This is a genomic window from Acinetobacter sp. MYb191, from assembly GCF_037572605.1.
Classification (GTDB): Bacteria; Pseudomonadota; Gammaproteobacteria; order Pseudomonadales; family Moraxellaceae; genus Acinetobacter; species Acinetobacter johnsonii.
Genome location: NZ_JBBGZP010000021.1, coordinates 620,552 through 636,240, shown reverse-complemented (window position 1 = coordinate 636,240; position 15,689 = coordinate 620,552). Strand labels below are relative to the sequence as shown.

Here is a 15,689-nt window from a genome sequence, read left to right as displayed (position 1 = left end):
TATTTTTAAAGAGGAAAAGATATGAGTCAATTGGAGCTCATTCGTGCTTTACCAAAAGCTGAATTGCATGTGCATATTGAAGGGACATTTGAGCCAGAACTCATGTTTGCAATCGCACAGCGTAATCAAATAGACATTCCTTATAAGTCGGTTGAAGAAGTGAAACAGGCTTATAATTTTCACAATTTGCAATCGTTTTTAGACATCTATTATGCAGGTGCAAATGTACTGATTCATGAGCAAGACTTTTATGACTTGGCTTGGGCATACTTTGAAAAATGTGCCGAAGATCGTGTAGTACATACCGAAATGTTCTTTGACCCACAAACGCATACAGATCGTGGTATTGCTTTTGAAACAGTGATTAATGGTCTGCAACGCGCATGTGATGATGCCAAGGCAAAATTCGGCATTAGTTCGCATTTGATTATGTGTTTCTTGCGTCATTTAAGTGAAGAAGCAGCCCTTGAAACTTTAGCACAGGCATTGCCTTATAAAGATCAAATCATTGGCGTAGGCTTGGACTCAAGTGAAGTAGGGCATCCTCCTTCAAAGTTTGAACGTGTCTTTGCTAAAGCACGTGAAGCAGGCTTTTTAGTGGTTGCGCATGCGGGTGAAGAAGGCCCAGCGGAATATGTGTGGGAAGCTTTAGATTTGCTTAAAGTGAATCGTATTGACCATGGTGTGCGTTCTGAAGAAGATCCTGTATTAATGCAGCGTTTGATCGCAGAGAAAATGCCACTGACAGTTTGTCCACTCAGCAACTTAAAGCTATGTGTCGTTAACGATATGGCACAGCACAATATCCGCCGTTTGTTGCAACAAGGTGTGCAGGTGACGGTAAATTCAGATGATCCATCGTACTTTGGTGGTTATATGAATGATAACTTTATTGCCATTACAGATGCGTTAGACTTAACAGCAGCTGAGCTAAAACAATTGGCGCTGAACTCTTTTGAGGCGTCGTTTATTTCGGCAGAAGAGAAGCAAAAATGGGCGGCTGAAATTGCAGCCATTGCTTAATCTGATGTCCTTTTAAAGACAGAGTTCGCTCTGTCTTTTTTATGTGAGGTCGATATGAAAAAAATGATTGCGGTGCTTGTGGTTATTTTTGTGCTCTTTGCAGTTTATTTGCTCAAAACGGATACAGGGTTAACTCAAAAGCTATTAAAGCCAGTGGTGGTGTATCAGTGCGGTATTGAGCTTGAAGCGACAAGGCTATGGAAAGTCAGTACAGCATTGCTTGGTGAAGAGAAAAAGAATCAGCTCCAAACGCAAATCTGTGGTTGCGTGGGTGAAAATGCGTTAAAGGATATTCCTGCAACAACTTTGTTACGTGCAGTGGTTGATGCACAAGTCAAAAAACAAGTGGTACAACAGGGTGTGTTGAATACACTTAAGGGATGTGTGGTAGATGAAGTCCTAAAAGCAACACATTGATGCTTTTAGGCTGATTCAACTTGGTCTTACTTTGCTTGTTTGGTCATGCTATTTAACACATTATCTTTATCAATAAAGTGGTGTTTTAGTGCTGCTCCAATATGACCTACCAACAGCAATCCTGCTGCCCATGAAATCCAGATATGTAAAGGTTTTACGATCGCGAGTAATTCAGGGTTATCTTGTACTAAACGGGGAATTTCAAAAAGGTACAATACAGGCGCAGGGTGCCCAGCACTCCAGCTAAATAAACAGCCAGTAATTGGCAAAGCCAACAAAATGAAATATAAAGCCAAATGACCGAGGTGTGCCATTTTTTGCATTAATGGTGACATACTGTCTGGAAGTTTGGGTGCAGGGTGGGTATAACGCCAAAAGATACGAATCACCACTAGAAAAATAATTGTGGTTGCAATGTTCTTATGTAAGGTAATGACATCCCCTTTAAAGCTACCATCAGCATCATAACTGAGGAAGTTTCCGCTATAAAACCCAATCAGCCAAGCAGCAATAAAGATAATTGCCATGAGCCAATGCAGGATTTGAGCAGTACGCGTGTAATGGGTATTTGCCGAGTTCATTAGATTCTTCACATCCATTTTTATGTTGCGCTATTTTATAGAACTATAGATAGGTCAAAAATGTAGTAGATGCAACATAGCGTTGATATTCTGCAACGCTGCACAGACCAATGGCGCATGACTGATCTAAAACTGTGCAATAAGCGAAAGATATTAAAATGGCATGGAAATAGTGTTTCCGTAAATAGCAAAGATTCGGCAAAATACGCGCACTTTAACTGTTATAAATGGATAACTCCGTGAAAAAAATGATTGCAGTGCTTGCTCCTTTGGCTTTGATCCTTTCGGCTTGTACAGCGACTGATATGGCAACGACCAATACGTCGACCACCACGCAACAACTGGGTACAGCGGCGCTTAAAATTGCCATTAATGCAAAATGTACGACTGAGTTGAATAATCTACCAGCATGGAAAACAGCAACCAAATTTATGACGACGGACCAAAAAACCGATATTCAGACTGAAATTTGTGGTTGCGTAAGTGACAACGCCCCGCAAAATGTTACGGCTGTCGATGTGGCAACAGCGGCCATTGACCCTGCGGCGCGTACAACCATTATTAGCAATGCAGTAACCAAAACCATCAATGCATGTGTGGCTGAAGCGGTGAATTAAGTTGTGATATATCAAAGAAGCGGGGACATGCCTCGCTTCTTTGCGGTTTTTTTGTACTTTTTGGCGTTTATCTTTTATATTGATGTGAATAATAACAATTGAAGCCTGATTTCTTTTACAACAAAGGGTGTATCTGTATGAAAAATGATAAGTTAATTCTCTGTTTGTTTGGCTCGCTTATGCTTTCCGCGTGTGTGTCGAATCCTTTATCTAGCTCAGATGATGATGGAATCTCGGCTATTAAAATGGCCTCACATGCAAAATGTATGGATGAAATAGAAACTAATCCGACATGGATCATGGGCAGTAAGCTGTTATCAGAAGACCAAAAACAAAAGAAAAAACGTGAAGTATGTAATTGTGTGGGTGATAACTCACCCAAAGTGTTGTCTAAAGAACAGTTAGCTTTGGCGGCAATTGATCCCAAAGCAAAGGCAACCTATGGCGCTTTAGCAGCAACAAAAACAACAGCCACATGCGCCTCTGAAATGCTAAACTAAGCTGAATAAATTGTTAAATTTTAGAATGGCTGTTGATCAGCCATTTTTTATGAGAGTAGAAAATGCAAATTGCAGGTGCAGATGAGGCAGGGCGCGGCCCTTTGGTGGGTTCAGTGGTCGCTGCTGCGGTAATTCTAGACCCGAATAACCCGATACAAGGGTTGAATGATTCCAAAAAACTGACCGAAAAAAAACGTGAAAAACTTTTTGTCGAAATTCAGGAAAAAGCATTGGCATGGGCGATTGCTGAGGCGAGTGCTGCTGAAATTGATGAGATCAACATTTTACAAGCATCTTTGCTTGCGATGCGCCGCGCGGTTGAACAGCTTGCAATACAGCCCGAACATGTCTTGGTTGATGGTAATAAAATTCCACAAGGCTTGAGTATGAGCTGTGAGGCAATTGTGGGCGGGGATGCTTTACATGCTGAAATCTCAGCGGCGAGTATTTTGGCCAAAGTGACACGTGACCATCAAATGATTGAGATGGATCGAAAATATCCTCAGTTTGGTTTTGCCAAACACAAAGGTTATCCAACCAAAGCGCATTTTGAGGCGATTGCTGAACATGGGGTCATTGACGAGCATCGTCGCAGTTTTGGGCCTGTAAAGAAAGTGATCGAGGCACTTGAGCAAAAAGAGACTGTATAAAAATTTAAAGCGGCCAATCGGGCCGCTTTATATCTGAATGTTTCAATCTTAACGATTGAAATTATTCTGCTGTGCACCTTCATCTTCAAATGCAGGCTGGTAGTCCTGATCAAGATGTTGAAGATGTTCATGCATTGCACGTTCATGCTGAATGCGTTGATAAATCTCTTCACGATGTACAGATACTTCTTTGGGAGCATTGACACCAATACGAACTTGGTTGCCTTTGACACCAAGTACAGTAACACTTACTTGATCCCCAATCATTAATGTTTCACCGACGCGTCGGGTCAAAATCAGCATGTTTATCTCCTTGCAAAACGCTAAACCTGCAGTTGTACTAAAGTAAAATACATAATTTTTTGTATTTAAAAAAATTTAAACAAATGTTTAATACAACCGCATGACACTTGAATTTTTAGATATCTAGTGACATTAGGTATAACATTCATCTAAATTTAAGAAAGCCTCGGGCTTAATATAACAGAGCCACTATAGAAAAAACTATAGTGGCTCCTGATTTTTGTAGTCTTTTGCAAAAACTGTCAGACAATGACAAGTTTTTCGCAAGATTGCTTAAGCACGTGCGCTTGATTCACCATGTTCACGGTCTAAACCGAAAGCAGTGTGTAGAGAACGTACAGCAAGTTCTAGGTAGTTTTCTTCAATAATCACAGAAATTTTGATTTCTGAAGTTGAGATCATCAAAATGTTGATGCCTTCATCAGCCAAGGCAGTAAACATTTTACTTGCAACACCTGCATGCGAGCGCATACCAACACCTACGATTGACACTTTAACAATGTCATCACGTGTAGCAACTTCGCGCGCACCAATGGCTTGAGCAGTTTCTTGAAGAATTTTTGTTGCTTTTGCAAGTTCGCCGCGGTTTACCGTGAAAGTGAAGTCAGTTGTACCATCTTCTTCAACATTTTGGATAATCATATCCACTTCAATGTTGGCATTACCAATTGGCGATAAAATTTTAGATGCAATACCTGGTTCATCAGGAACACCTAGAATCGTAAGTTTAGCTTCGTCACGGTTAAATGCGATACCAGAGATAATTGGTTGTTCCATGTTGTCTTCCGCCTCAGTGGTGATTAGTGTTCCGACGTTCTTTTTAAATTCTTCGTCGAATGCGCCATCATCGTCATTATCAAAACTTGATAATACGCGTAAAGGCACTTGGTATTTTCCTGCAAATTCAACCGAACGAATTTGTAGAACTTTAGAACCAAGTGATGCCATTTCCAGCATTTCTTCAAATGAAATACGGTCTACTTTTTTCGCTTTTGGTGCAACGCGTGGGTCAGTGGTATAAACGCCATCTACATCTGTATAGATTTGGCATTCATCTGCTTTTAATGCCGCAGCAAGTGCTACACCAGAAGTATCTGAACCGCCACGGCCGAGGGTGGTGGTGTTACCATCGGCATCGAAGCCTTGGAAACCAGCAACCACGATCACACGACCAGCATCTAAATGCGCAGTCATGGTGTCAGTATCAATCGACTCGATACGTGCTTTGGTAAATGCATTGTCCGTTTTGATACCGACTTGGCGGCCCGTAAGTGACTTAGCTTCAACGCCAATAGAATTGAGCGCCATCGCTAACATTGAAATCGTTACCTGTTCACCCGTAGAAACCATTTGGTCTAATTCTCGTGGGTCAGGGGTTTCGGTAATGGCTTTCGCTAAAGCAAGTAGACGATTGGTTTCGCCACTCATTGCTGATACAACCACTACAACCTTGTGGCCGTGGTCATGCCAACGCTTTACACGACGAGCAACATTTAAAATGCGCTCTGGAGTACCCATAGAGGTACCGCCATATTTTTGAACGATTAATGCCATAGTTGTTCCATATAAACCATGACCCTGAATGCATCATTCAGGGTCAGTTACACAAAAGGTGAAGTTTTATTTCGCTTCAAGCCAAGCAGTTAAATCTGCCATCACTGTTGCAAACTTCTCGTTTAGTGGCGCGCCACCTTGTGCTAAGTCAGGTTTGCCACCACCTTTACCACCAAGCTCAGTTGCTAGATGTTTGATGATGTCACCTGCTTTAATAGAAGCAGTAAAGTCTTTTGCTACAGATGCAATCAGGCTAACTTTGTCACCTTCAACACCAGCAAGTACGATGACTGCATTTTCTAATTTTGATTTCACACCGTCATGTAGGTTGCGAAGTGATTTCGCATCCATGTTTTGAACAGTCGTGATTAGCGTTTGACGACCCGCAAGCGTTTGAACTTGGCTAAGCAGTTCAGCAGCTTGGAAGCTGGCAAGTTTTTGATTGAGTTGCTCAATCTGTTTTTGCAAGCTTGATGCTGTGTCGACTAAGGCTTCAACTTTTTCTAAAGTTTGGTCTTTTTGAGCTTTCAATAAACCATTGATGGTATTGATATCACGGTCAGCTTTTTGAGTAACTTCAATGGCTTTGGTACCCGTTACCGCTTCAATACGACGTACACCCGCAGCTACACCACCTTCAGAAGTGATTTTAAACAAGCCAATGTCGCCTGTGCGTTTAACGTGAATACCACCGCATAGCTCGATTGAGAAGTTCTTCTCTTCAATGATTGAACCCATTGAAAGGACACGAACTTCATCGCCATATTTTTCACCGAACAGCATCATCGCACCTTTTGCTTTCGCAGATTCGATGTCAAGAAGTTCAGTGGTCACAGCGCTGTTTACAATCACTTCAGCATTGACCAAACGCTCAATTTCTTGAAGTTGTTCAAATGAAACAGGTTGATCGTTGGCAAAGTCAAAACGTAAAATGTCTGAAGCAACCAATGAGCCTTTTTGTTGCACGTGTTCGCCTAAAATTTGACGTAGTGCAGCATGCAAAAGGTGAGTTGCAGAGTGGTTGCGCGCAGTTGCAGCGCGGATATCTGCTTTGACTGTTGCTTCAACATTTTGAGCAAGCTTAATGCTACCTACAGTCACGATACCTTGGTGGACAAAAGCGCCGCCAGATTTCTTGGTGTCTTGGACTTCAAAAATACCTGTATCGTTTTTGAAAATACCTGTATCACCGATTTGACCACCGCTTTCCGCATAGAAAGGGGTTTGGTTTAATACAATCAGTGCTTCATCACCTTCAACGACTTCGTCAACCTGTTCGCCATCTTTATAGATCGCGATAATTTGACCTTCACCAACCGTTGCGTCATAGCCGTCAAATTGAGTTTCGCCTTCAACTTTAACAACAGAGTTGTAGTCAATTGCGAATTTACCTGCATCACGTGCACGTTGACGTTGAGCAGCCATTTCAACTTCAAAGCCTGCTTCATCAATGGTTAAATCACGTTCACGTGCGATGTCAGCAGTCAGGTCAGTTGGGAAACCGTAAGTATCATACAGCTTAAACACCACTTCACCGGGAATCACTGAACCTTTCAATTGAGCCAATTCACCTTCAAGCAATTTCAAACCTTGCTCTAAGGTTTTAGCAAATTGCTCTTCTTCTTTCAGTAATTGCGCTTCAATACGTGCCTTTTGTGCTTCAAGTTCTGGGTAAGCTTGACCCATCACTTCAATTAAAGGTTGCAACATTTTATGGAAGAATGAACCTGTTGCACCCAGCTTATTACCATGACGCACTGCACGACGGATAATACGGCGAAGTACATAACCGCGACCTTCATTTGATGGGTTTACACCATCAGCAATCAGGAATGAACATGAACGTGCGTGATCCGCAACCACTTTAAGTGATGCAGGATATTGAACTGGTGTACCTTTTTCGCGAGCTTCTGCTTCAAGTGCAGCGGTATCTAAACCAATAATTTCAGCGGCTGCTTTGAGTAAGTGCTGGAACAGGTCAATTTCGTAGTTTGAGTTAACATGTTGTAAAACAGCAGAAATACGCTCTAAGCCCATACCTGTATCAACAGAAGGCGCTGGGAGAGGGTGAAGCACGCCATCCGCAGTGCGGTTGAACTGCATGAAAACGTTGTTCCAAATTTCAATGAAACGGTCGCCATCTTCTTCAGGTGTGCCTGGTAAGCCACCCCAAATATGGTCGCCATGGTCAAAGAAGATTTCAGAACATGGACCACATGGACCTGTATCACCCATTGCCCAGAAATTATCTGATGCGTATTGGCCACCTTTGTTGTCGCCAATACGGATAATACGGCTAGCATCTAAACCAATTTCTTTGTTCCAGATGTCAAATGCTTCGTCGTCAGTGTGGTAAACCGTTGCATAGAGTTTGTCTTTAGGCAGAGCTAACCAAGCTTCACCAGTGAGAAAATCCCATGCAAATTTGATTGCATCACGTTTGAAGTAGTCGCCAAATGAGAAGTTACCTAACATTTCAAAGAATGTATGGTGACGTGCGGTATAACCGACATTGTCTAAGTCGTTGTGTTTACCACCTGCACGGACACACTTTTGTGAAGACACTGCACGTACATAATCACGTTTTTCTAGGCCTAAGAAACAATCTTTAAATTGGTTCATACCCGCGTTGGTAAACAACAAAGTAGGGTCGTTGGCGGGAACTAGAGAACTCGACGCGACACGTGTATGCCCTTGCGATTCAAAGTAGCTTAAAAAAGCTTCGCGAATTTCAGCTGATGTCATAAAACGAGTACTCACAACCAAGTCACTCCATAATTTCGATTTGGCTAATAGTAGCTGAAGAAAGTCTTATTCTAAATACGCTGACTTCAGATACTGGCTTAAAAATTTTAAAACGCCAAATTATAACGGAAAAAGGATGTTGCACCAATCACTTTAAGGCGAATTGATGACATTTCTATGTATTCGATAGTTCTAAGATTTTGCTTGTTATTGTTGGATATTTATATCATTTCGTGGAAATGAGTTGATTGGTCCGAGGTGGTTAGGTAGATCAATTTATGACTTAAGGGTTCATATTCATCATCTTCGCTGATGGATGATAGAAAAAGAAAGCTTAACCAAATCTATATAAATCCATTAATATAGGCCTGCTTTATCTTTCATCATTTTATAAATAAGGGCAAGTCATGCAACGAGTGGCGATAAATGGATTTGGTCGAATCGGACGTAATGTACTACGCGCTTGGTTTGAAAATCCAAAGAACTTTCAGTTTGAAATCGTCGCGGTAAATGATGTAGCAGATGTAGAAACCTTATTGCATTTATTTAAATATGACACCACGCATGGGCGCTTTCCGGGAAAAGTCGATTTAAGTTATGAAAATGAAAGGATTTATTTACATCTTTCTAAAGATCAAGCGCAGCTCAAAGTTGAAGTATTGTGTCAGGAAAGCCCGCAAGATTTACCTTGGGCAAGTCTCCATGTAGACGTGGTTCTAGAGTGCACAGGTTTATTTCGCTCGCGTGAAGCAGCAACAGGGCATATCAGTGCAGGTGCAAAGCGGGTCATTATTGGCGCGGCACCTTTTGACTCAGTTGATGCCGCAATTGTGTATGGGGTGAATCACCATGAGGTGAAAGCCAGTGACCAAATCATTTCCAGTGTGTCATGTACCACACAGGCCTTAGTACCTTTGGTTAAAATCATTGATGATGCTTTTGGAATTGATACCGCGCTCATGACCGAAATTCATGCAGTGACTGCCGATCAGTCTGTATTGGATCATGCGCATCGTGATTTAAGACGTGCTCGTGCTTCAGGTCAAAATATTATTCCCACCACATCGTCAGCCCTTGGTGCTTTAAAACAAGTCATGCCAAAAATGGCCGATCGTATCGATGGTTATTCGATTCGTGTGCCAACCATTAATGTGGCTGCAATTGATTTAACTTTTATTTCGCAAACACCGATTACCGATCATAAAATTAATGAAGTACTGATTCAGGCGGCGAAGTCAGACTACCGTGAAATTATGGATGTGACGGATGAACCTTTGGTGTCTTCGGATTTTAACCATTCACCCTATTCACTCATTGTTGATTTAACGCAAACTATGGTGGTGGGGCATCAAGCTAAAGTCTTTGCGTGGTATGACAATGAATGGGGCTATGCAAACCGCTTATTAGATTTGTGTGAATCTTTTAGTGCGTCAACCACCTAAGGTTCTTTATTTTTAGGCATCTTTTACTCTGAAAACAAGATGATAAGCATAGACCGAATACGGACTTGTGGTTATCATGAATTCATAAACGAAAATAATGTAGAGCGGTGCTTATGTTGATCTTAATTTGGGGATTTATTTTGTTGTTGGCGGTCGCTGTCATTTTTTTAATTTGGTTTCAATTTAAAAATCAGGCAGATAAAACCGATCCAAGCGTAGAGCAAAATCAACTGCAAGAAAAAGTACATCATCTTGAAGAGAATTTAAAAAAGACCTTGGAAATTATGCAAGATCTTGCAAAAAAGATGCATGTGCAACAGGAAGTGATCGAGCAGACCACTTCTAAGTTGCAAAAAGTTGAACTACAAAACGCTGAGTTGGTGAATATTCTCGCTAAAGCCGTACAGCCTGAGCGCTAAAAATTCAGTTTAGATGAGCGCGGTACGTAATAATGCCGCGCTCAGCATACTAATCACAACGGTTGGTAAGAGTGAAAAGCGTGAAGCTGCAATTAAAGTGATGGCAATGGCAAGTAGATCTGCGACATTGTCCTTCACAAAATAAGGTGCAATCACTGAGATAAGTACGCAGCCCGGAACAACTTCCAAAATCTTTCGTTGTTTGTTGCTTAAAGTTTTATTTTTCAGCAAAACATAGCCCAATATACGCGTCAGATAAGTGGTAGCTGCGACCAATAAAATTGCGACAAGTGTTGTGCTGTGGATCATAGCTCATCCTCCTGAATAAATAAGAAAGCAGAGGCGATGCCACAGATTGCCCCAATAGGCACATACCAACCCGTCGGTAAATATAAATAAGCAATGGCTGCACTGATGAGACTGATAAGCCAAGGGCGTGCTGCACTGAATCCTTTCCACATGCCACGCAATAAAACCAGAAATACTGCAGCAAAAGCCATATCAAATCCATAACGGTGAACATCGCCTAGCAAAGGACCAAGAATGGCTCCTAAGCTGGTAAAACTGACCCACATCAAGTACAGCGCAAAACAGATGCCTGCGTAGTAGGACATGCTAAAGGCCTGTTGTAGCCCAAATCTTTTCTTCTTTTCTGCATCGGCAAGGGCTGCGGCCCAACTTTCATCACACATGAAAAACAGGGCAGGGAAAACTTGTCGATTAGGCAAATGGCGTAAATAGGGAACGAGACTTGCACCCATGAGTAAATGACGGCTATTAACTAGGAAAGTAATGAAAATTAAAACGAGAAAATTTGGTGGATTGGTCCAGACTTCGAGTACGGCAAACTCGGAACCGCCCGCAAAGTTTAGGCCAGTAAATAATGGAACTTCTAAATGGCTAAAGCCTTTTTGAGTAGCTTGTGTTCCTAAGACCAAAGCAAAAGGAATAATGCCCAGCAGCATGGGGATAGATGTTTTAATACCACGCTTAAACTCGACGTAATCGGTGGAGTCATTGAGTTCTTGAGTCGTATTTCTAAGAGAGAACATTTTAAATCGCCTATGCGTGCTAGGTTTTGGTGCAGTAGGTGAATAAGTGTAGGCTTTTTCCAAAGATATTTTTTGCTTTATTTAGCTTAATATAGAGTATGTTTGGAATAATATGCTGTGATTGATTAAATATGAGCTAAATTATGCTTTAGGGGTGGAATTTATGGATCAAACAGATAAGCGGATATTGCAAGTACTACAAGTTGATGGAAAACTTCAAAATAATGAGTTGGCTCAGCGTATCGGACTGTCTGCCTCACCGTGTTTAAGACGAGTAAAACAACTAGAAGAAGACGGGATTATTCGGGCTTATGTGGCTTTGGTTGATCCTGCTAAAGTGAATCTGCGATTGACCGTTTTTGCACGAATTTGGCTAAAAAGTCAGGATCCGCAAACTGTGAACCAATTTGTTGAATCGATTCGTGAAGTTCCTGAAGTGGTCGAGTGTCATTTAATGGCAGGGGATTGTGATTTCTTTTTACGTATTGTGGTTGCAGACTTAGACGCCTATCGACAGTTTCAAATCCATCGTCTAAATAAAATCCCGAATATACAAAGTATTAAAACAGAAATTCCATTACAAAATATCAAACAAACCACAGAATTGCCGATTTGGTAGATCAAAAGTTGATAACAAAATCGCCTGTGAATGTGGCAGCATGACTCAAAGTGATAGGACTTGTACTCTAGTCATGCTGCTTAGGATGTTATGACTCTTCGTTTAAAAAGCCTTCTTTAATTTCTTTAGGCAGATCTGCGTGCCACCATGCATAAATACTGGCTTTAATTTCTTCATCTTCTTCAGGGTCATTTAAAGGTTCATCATCTTCACGAACCAGTTCATCGCCTTCAAATTTGAACCAAAATTCCCAAGGATCATCATCACCGCAACCCCATGCTTGTGCATGGATGTCTGGAAGCAAGGCTTTCAGGAAGAACAAAATCGCTTCCATGAATTCATCACCTGATGAACCATGGACAAAGTGTGCGATGGAATAACCCCCGAGGGAGTATAGTGATTCAGGACCCAAGTCAAACTCGATATTATCGACGGTATTTAAAATATCTTCGGCCAGTTCAGCGCCATGGTCTGGGTTGATGTCACAGACCAAAGCTGTAAATTGACTCGCATCGCCGCGATGTTCTTGAAATAATCGGTCTAACTTTGACATGATTTGAGCATCTGGATGCTTGTAATATAAGTTGCTGTGCATTTCCATCGAATTTTCCCCAAGTAAAAATATGTGATTAAAAGTGTTATCTGTATAACGACGTTGTATTTATTGTTGCTGTTAAATTGAGCTGAAGTATAAAATAATGTGTCTTTTGTGCAAGCACAGTTATTATTGGAAATAAAATATAAAACAAAGCCTTATATGAATTTTTCCAATCTCTGTAGAGCACTAGGATGAGTTAATATTATTTATTCTGATACTTGGGCATTGTCTAAAGCTATGTTTGGAATGGCTTAATCAAAATCGGTCAGATTTTATAAAGTTGTTAACGATGACATCGAAACGATAAATTAAATTTTCCGAAATTGTCTAATGCACAGCACATTGTATCGTGATAGACTAAGAGAAATCGGGTGTGCCCCGATTTTTTTATGCGGATTCGTTCCGCGCAGACAAGATTTTAGGTTTACAACATGCCCATTTCAGAGACATGGTTATTACCTGATGGTGTAGCTGATGTACTACCAGAACAGGCGCAAGTGATTGAAACTTTGCGTCGTCAAGCATTAGATTTCCTCGCAACTCGAGGTTATCAGTTGGTGTACACGCCATTCATTGAATACATCGAATCGTTATCTTCTCTATCAGAATCGAATCAAGATTTAGACTTAGCCACTTTTAAAGTGATTGACCAGCTTTCTGGTCGTTTGCTTGGTGTGCGTGCCGATATGACACCACAAGTGGCTCGTATTGATGCGCATGTACATCCAGTTGAAGGCGTTGCTCGCTATTGCTATGCAGGAACAGTCCTACATACCAAACCACAGGGCTTTAATACCACGCGTACACCTTTGCAGTTAGGTGCCGAGTTATTTGGTTCAGACAGCATCGATGCCGATGTGGAATTGATTGATGTGATGATCAGCCTGCTTGAAAAAACAGGTTTTGTAGACGGTATCCATTTGGATTTAGGCCATGTGGGTTTATTCCGTAGTATGGTGAAGTTTGCGGGGTTAAACAAAGCGACTGAACGCCAACTCTCTGATTTATACCAACGTAAAGCACTGCCAGAATTGGCTGAATTTACCCAAGATTTAAATTTTGGTGCAGACTTTTATACTTTAGGTCGTTATGCAAGTGACTTAGCTGCCTTGCAAACGCATTTAAGTGCAGAAGTCATTGCCGATACTGAATTTAAGCACGCTTTTGATGCATTGAAAACCACACAATCTGAGATTCAAGCGCGTTGGCCAAATCTTCAGATGGGTATTGATGTGGTTGAGCTACGTTCGTATCACTACCATACAGGCTTAATGTATGCCGTTTATGCACCAAACCGTGCTGCGCCATTGGCACAAGGTGGACGCTATGACGGAATTGGTGAGCACTTTGGGCGTGCACGCCCAGCAACAGGCTTTAGTTGTGACTTATATGCACTTAGTGCAGGTCGTTTTCAGCAAAACAGTCTTGTGGTTGCACCCAAAGGTACCCAAACAGATTTGATCCAAGCGATTGAACACACGCGTGCTCAAGGCATGAGCGTGATTCAACTTTTGGGGCAGGATGATTTAACTACGCTTCCATATGCAACGCACCAGTTGGTGAATGTTGCAGGTCAATGGACTGTAGAACAAATTTAATCACTTCTTCAGGTAAGCTAAAACCTGAGAAGTTCTTCAATTTTAACAGCATGATGCAATGAGGCTATTATGGGCAAGAATGTTGTGGTACTCGGTACCCAATGGGGCGACGAAGGTAAAGGTAAAATCGTCGACCTGCTCACAGATCAAGCGGCTGCGGTCGTTCGTTATCAAGGCGGACATAACGCAGGTCATACACTTGTCGTTGGTGGTAAGAAAACTGTATTACACCTCATTCCATCTGGTATTTTACGTGAAAACGTACTGTGCTTAATTGGTAATGGTGTGGTGCTTTCTCCTGAAGCGCTCATCAAAGAGATGGACATTCTTGAAAAAGAAGGCGTGCCAGTTAAAGAGCGTCTACGTATTTCTCCGAACTGTCCACTGATTTTGCCAAACCATATTGCACTTGACCAAGCGCGTGAAATCAAGCGTGGTAATGCGAAAATTGGTACTACTGGTCGTGGTATTGGCCCTGCGTATGAAGACAAAGTTGCACGCCGTGCAATTCGTGTTGCAGACTTGGTTCGTGGTGGCGAGCATCTTAAAGCTCAGTTAACTGAACTTCTTGAGTACCATAACTTCCAATTAACTCAATTCTACGGCGTAGAAGCAGTTAAATTAGAAGATGTACTTGCGCTATGTGATCAATGGCGTGAAGTGGTTGCACCACTTGTGATTGATGTCACTACAGAGCTGCATAATTACCGTAAAAACGGTGACAACATCATGTTTGAAGGTGCTCAAGGTTCACTTCTAGATGTTGACCATGGTACATATCCGTATGTAACGTCTTCAAACACGACTGCTGGTGGCGTAAGCTCAGGTTCTGGTTTGGGTCCATTACATCTTGACTATGTATTGGGTATTACCAAAGCGTATACCACGCGTGTAGGTGCAGGTCCGTTCCCAACTGAGTTGGTTTATGACGCTGCAAATGACGTAGGTGATGCGATTGGTAAGCACTTAGGGACTGTAGGCTCTGAATTTGGCGCTTCTACAGGTCGTCAACGTCGTTGTGGTTGGTTCGATGCTGAAATCCTTCGTCGTTCTGTAGACGTAAACTCACTTTCAGGTATTTGCTTAACTAAACTTGACGTTCTTGATGGTTTAGAAGAAGTGAAAATCTGTGTAGGTTATGAAGCAGCAGATTCTGGTTGTGTTGGTTCTTCTGATGCGCTTGCATTTGAAACTTTAAAACCAATTTACGAAACAATGCCAGGTTGGTCTGAGTCTACCTTTGGTGCGAAATCAATGGATCAATTGCCACAAGCGGCGATCAACTATGTAAAACGCATTGAACAATTAATCGAATGCCCAATCGATATCATTTCTACAGGTCCAGACCGTGAAGAAACGATTGTTTTACGTCATCCATTTGACGCCTAAGCGATAAAGCATTGAGTAAAAAACCCTGTCTCGTACAGGGTTTTTTATTTGTGCGGTACATCTGTGCATGAGCATTACTGGTGTTGATTTAAGCTGCTGAGCTGGAAGATTTTCCCGACTAAAGTTGCATGAATAAGCACGACATAATGTATAAGTGCTTGTTAGAATAAAATGCATAATAA

At 41.7% G+C, this 15,689-nt stretch carries 17 protein-coding genes; 10 read left to right on the top strand and 7 right to left on the bottom strand.

The window, feature by feature from the left end; all coding sequences use genetic code 11:
• The first annotated feature begins 21 nt into the window (after window positions 1-21).
• Both WH214_RS16765 and WH214_RS16760 read left to right on the top strand, forming a co-directional pair.
• Entirely contained in the window at window positions 22-1,023 is a 1,002-nt protein-coding gene (locus WH214_RS16765) for an adenosine deaminase (protein WP_178927684.1), read from the top strand.
• 54 nt (window positions 1,024-1,077) lie between these two features.
• On the top strand, window positions 1,078-1,440 hold the full coding sequence (locus tag WH214_RS16760) for a hypothetical protein (RefSeq protein ID WP_339422441.1): 363 nt from the start codon (window positions 1,078-1,080) through the stop codon (window positions 1,438-1,440).
• Between the two features lie 26 nt (window positions 1,441-1,466).
• Here the strand turns inward: WH214_RS16760 and WH214_RS16755 are convergent, their stop codons facing one another.
• A complete protein-coding gene (locus WH214_RS16755; RefSeq protein ID WP_445206377.1) occupies window positions 1,467-2,021 on the bottom strand; it encodes a cytochrome b in 555 nt (184 codons plus the stop codon).
• Window positions 2,022-2,260: 239 nt separating this feature from the next.
• Between WH214_RS16755 and WH214_RS16750 the strand changes: the two genes are divergently transcribed.
• The 3 genes from WH214_RS16750 (at window position 2,261) to rnhB (ending at window position 3,788) form a co-directional block, all read left to right on the top strand.
• A complete protein-coding gene (locus tag WH214_RS16750; RefSeq protein WP_339422443.1) occupies window positions 2,261-2,638 on the top strand; it encodes a hypothetical protein in 378 nt (125 codons plus the stop codon).
• 137 nt (window positions 2,639-2,775) lie between these two features.
• Window positions 2,776-3,138 (top strand): hypothetical protein, encoded by a 363-nt coding sequence (locus tag WH214_RS16745; protein ID WP_004696154.1) that lies wholly within the window; start codon window positions 2,776-2,778, stop codon window positions 3,136-3,138.
• 62 nt (window positions 3,139-3,200) lie between these two features.
• Window positions 3,201-3,788: a ribonuclease HII gene (gene rnhB / locus WH214_RS16740; protein ID WP_087012125.1), complete on the top strand. Its 588-nt coding sequence runs from the start codon at window positions 3,201-3,203 to the stop codon at window positions 3,786-3,788.
• A gap of 48 nt (window positions 3,789-3,836) precedes the next feature.
• Here rnhB and csrA read toward each other — a convergent pair whose 3' ends face one another.
• The 3 genes from csrA to alaS form a co-directional block, all read right to left on the bottom strand.
• Window positions 3,837-4,091, bottom strand: a complete 255-nt coding sequence (gene csrA / locus WH214_RS16735; RefSeq protein ID WP_004982340.1) for a carbon storage regulator CsrA — start codon at window positions 4,089-4,091, stop codon at window positions 3,837-3,839.
• Window positions 4,092-4,364: 273 nt separating this feature from the next.
• Entirely contained in the window at window positions 4,365-5,645 is a 1,281-nt protein-coding gene (locus WH214_RS16730; protein ID WP_005400573.1) for an aspartate kinase, read from the bottom strand.
• A gap of 66 nt (window positions 5,646-5,711) precedes the next feature.
• Entirely contained in the window at window positions 5,712-8,405 is a 2,694-nt protein-coding gene (alaS, locus tag WH214_RS16725) for an alanine--tRNA ligase (protein WP_339422444.1), read from the bottom strand.
• Window positions 8,406-8,797: 392 nt separating this feature from the next.
• Between alaS and WH214_RS16720 the strand changes: the two genes are divergently transcribed.
• On the top strand, window positions 8,798-9,832 hold the full coding sequence (locus WH214_RS16720; RefSeq protein WP_339422445.1) for a type I glyceraldehyde-3-phosphate dehydrogenase: 1,035 nt from the start codon (window positions 8,798-8,800) through the stop codon (window positions 9,830-9,832).
• Between the two features lie 113 nt (window positions 9,833-9,945).
• Window positions 9,946-10,251, top strand: a complete 306-nt coding sequence (locus tag WH214_RS16715) for a hypothetical protein (protein WP_126037229.1) — start codon at window positions 9,946-9,948, stop codon at window positions 10,249-10,251.
• Window positions 10,252-10,260: 9 nt separating this feature from the next.
• On the opposite strand, the gene WH214_RS16710 is transcribed toward WH214_RS16715, so the two are convergent.
• Together WH214_RS16710 and WH214_RS16705 are read right to left on the bottom strand one after the other, a co-directional pair.
• Entirely contained in the window at window positions 10,261-10,560 is a 300-nt protein-coding gene (locus WH214_RS16710) for an AzlD family protein (RefSeq protein WP_151836042.1), read from the bottom strand.
• Window positions 10,557-11,303 (bottom strand): AzlC family ABC transporter permease, encoded by a 747-nt coding sequence (locus tag WH214_RS16705; protein ID WP_062033748.1) that lies wholly within the window; start codon window positions 11,301-11,303, stop codon window positions 10,557-10,559. The genes WH214_RS16710 and WH214_RS16705 overlap by 4 nt, the downstream gene beginning before the upstream one ends.
• A 163-nt stretch (window positions 11,304-11,466) precedes the next feature.
• Between WH214_RS16705 and WH214_RS16700 the strand changes: the two genes are divergently transcribed.
• Window positions 11,467-11,922, top strand: coding sequence for an Lrp/AsnC family transcriptional regulator (locus tag WH214_RS16700; protein ID WP_125273521.1), 456 nt, complete (start codon window positions 11,467-11,469; stop codon window positions 11,920-11,922).
• An 88-nt stretch (window positions 11,923-12,010) separates the two neighbouring features.
• Here the strand turns inward: WH214_RS16700 and WH214_RS16695 are convergent, their stop codons facing one another.
• On the bottom strand, window positions 12,011-12,523 hold the full coding sequence (locus tag WH214_RS16695) for a hypothetical protein (RefSeq protein WP_336955709.1): 513 nt from the start codon (window positions 12,521-12,523) through the stop codon (window positions 12,011-12,013).
• A gap of 428 nt (window positions 12,524-12,951) precedes the next feature.
• On the opposite strand from WH214_RS16695, the gene WH214_RS16690 reads away from it, so the two are divergent.
• Together WH214_RS16690 and WH214_RS16685 are read left to right on the top strand one after the other, a co-directional pair.
• On the top strand, window positions 12,952-14,118 hold the full coding sequence (locus WH214_RS16690; RefSeq protein WP_339400156.1) for an ATP phosphoribosyltransferase regulatory subunit: 1,167 nt from the start codon (window positions 12,952-12,954) through the stop codon (window positions 14,116-14,118).
• 69 nt (window positions 14,119-14,187) lie between these two features.
• The gene (locus tag WH214_RS16685) at window positions 14,188-15,507 is read left to right on the top strand and encodes an adenylosuccinate synthase (protein WP_004696178.1); all 1,320 of its coding nucleotides are present in this window, start codon (window positions 14,188-14,190) and stop codon (window positions 15,505-15,507) included.
• Window positions 15,508-15,689 lie beyond the last annotated feature (182 nt).

Bases quoted from the DNA above. Each gene is read 5' to 3' on its own strand.
- WH214_RS16690 (WP_339400156.1), top strand. From the start codon at position 12,952: ATGCCCATTTCAGAGACATGGTTATTACCTGATGGTGTAGCTGATGTA.
- WH214_RS16700 (WP_125273521.1), top strand. From the start codon at position 11,467: ATGGATCAAACAGATAAGCGGATATTGCAAGTACTACAAGTTGATGGA.
- WH214_RS16765 (WP_178927684.1), top strand. From the start codon at position 22: ATGAGTCAATTGGAGCTCATTCGTGCTTTACCAAAAGCTGAATTGCAT.
- rnhB (WP_087012125.1), top strand. From the start codon at position 3,201: ATGCAAATTGCAGGTGCAGATGAGGCAGGGCGCGGCCCTTTGGTGGGT.
- WH214_RS16705 (WP_062033748.1), bottom strand. From the start codon at position 11,303: ATGTTCTCTCTTAGAAATACGACTCAAGAACTCAATGACTCCACCGAT.
- WH214_RS16720 (WP_339422445.1), top strand. From the start codon at position 8,798: ATGCAACGAGTGGCGATAAATGGATTTGGTCGAATCGGACGTAATGTA.
- WH214_RS16760 (WP_339422441.1), top strand. From the start codon at position 1,078: ATGAAAAAAATGATTGCGGTGCTTGTGGTTATTTTTGTGCTCTTTGCA.
- WH214_RS16745 (WP_004696154.1), top strand. From the start codon at position 2,776: ATGAAAAATGATAAGTTAATTCTCTGTTTGTTTGGCTCGCTTATGCTT.
- WH214_RS16715 (WP_126037229.1), top strand. From the start codon at position 9,946: ATGTTGATCTTAATTTGGGGATTTATTTTGTTGTTGGCGGTCGCTGTC.
- WH214_RS16695 (WP_336955709.1), bottom strand. From the start codon at position 12,523: ATGGAAATGCACAGCAACTTATATTACAAGCATCCAGATGCTCAAATC.
- WH214_RS16685 (WP_004696178.1), top strand. From the start codon at position 14,188: ATGGGCAAGAATGTTGTGGTACTCGGTACCCAATGGGGCGACGAAGGT.
- WH214_RS16755 (WP_445206377.1), bottom strand. From the start codon at position 2,021: ATGAACTCGGCAAATACCCATTACACGCGTACTGCTCAAATCCTGCAT.
- WH214_RS16730 (WP_005400573.1), bottom strand. From the start codon at position 5,645: ATGGCATTAATCGTTCAAAAATATGGCGGTACCTCTATGGGTACTCCA.
- WH214_RS16710 (WP_151836042.1), bottom strand. From the start codon at position 10,560: ATGATCCACAGCACAACACTTGTCGCAATTTTATTGGTCGCAGCTACC.
- csrA (WP_004982340.1), bottom strand. From the start codon at position 4,091: ATGCTGATTTTGACCCGACGCGTCGGTGAAACATTAATGATTGGGGAT.